The sequence below is a fragment of the Halorubrum sp. SD690R genome, assembly GCF_005435035.1.
GTDB classification, from domain to species: domain Archaea; phylum Halobacteriota; class Halobacteria; order Halobacteriales; family Haloferacaceae; genus Halorubrum; species Halorubrum ezzemoulense.
In genome coordinates this window covers 1-826 of sequence record NZ_SGTV01000100.1, presented here as the reverse complement: position 1 = coordinate 826, position 826 = coordinate 1, and the positions used below count along the sequence as shown (strand labels likewise).

Annotated in this window: 1 pseudogene; it reads right to left on the bottom strand. The window is 61.7% G+C overall.

Annotation, left to right across the window (positions count from 1 at the left end):
• Nucleotides 1-126: 126 nt before the first annotated feature.
• A pseudogene (locus EXE41_RS18590) lies at nt 127-826 on the bottom strand (DNA methyltransferase); the annotation flags it as partial.

The following is an 826-nucleotide window of genomic DNA, read 5'->3' as shown; positions in this document are numbered from 1 at the left end:
GAGCCGACGCATGATTCTCGATGAGGAGGCGTCTTGGTGCACACTTGCCGCCTCCTCATTCCTCTCGAAAAGAAGCCTCGATAAGCCGCTGCTGTCACGCGGTTTCTCTCTTAGCTAAAGACGGATGCCTTCCGGCACATCGCAGCCGAACTCCTCGGCGGTGTGGACGTTCGCCAACTCGAAGAGCCGCGTGTACAACGGGTCGTCGCGGATCTCGTCGTACAGATCCTCCATCGACTTGATCTCGTCGAGCGTCTCATTCTCGTACGCCAGCAGGTCCGCCATCAGGTCCATCACGTGTTCGAGCGTGTCCTGCCGAACGCGTGCGAACGCCTGTGTGAGTGTGATCTGTCCGTCGTCAGCGCCCGGCCCATCCTCGCTCAGGACTTCCGTGATGTCGCTCCCGACGAGCGAGTTCCCCGGCTTCACGTGGTGATCGAGGAACGCGAGCGGTTGGTCCGCCGCGAGCGTCTCCAACCACATCGAGAGCTTCGACAACTCGACCGCCATCTCGTTGATGTCGACGCCGTAGATGACTTCCTTCGAGATCTGTCGCCGGATGTGCTGCTCGTCCAAGAATCCGGCCTGCTCGTCGAGCGCCCGCACCTGGTCCATCACCTGCTTCGAGAGGTAGCCGGTCGCCTTCGTGAGGAAGTGCCCGGAGCCCATCGCCGGGTCGAGGACACTCAACTCCTGAACCCGATTGAAGAACTCCGCGGCGTACTCCACGGTCTCGGGTTCGTACCCCTCCGCGCGCAGGTCCTCGTGAATCTCGTCGAGCAGCGGGTCCACCGTCTCCTCGACGATGTACGTCACCACGTAGTCG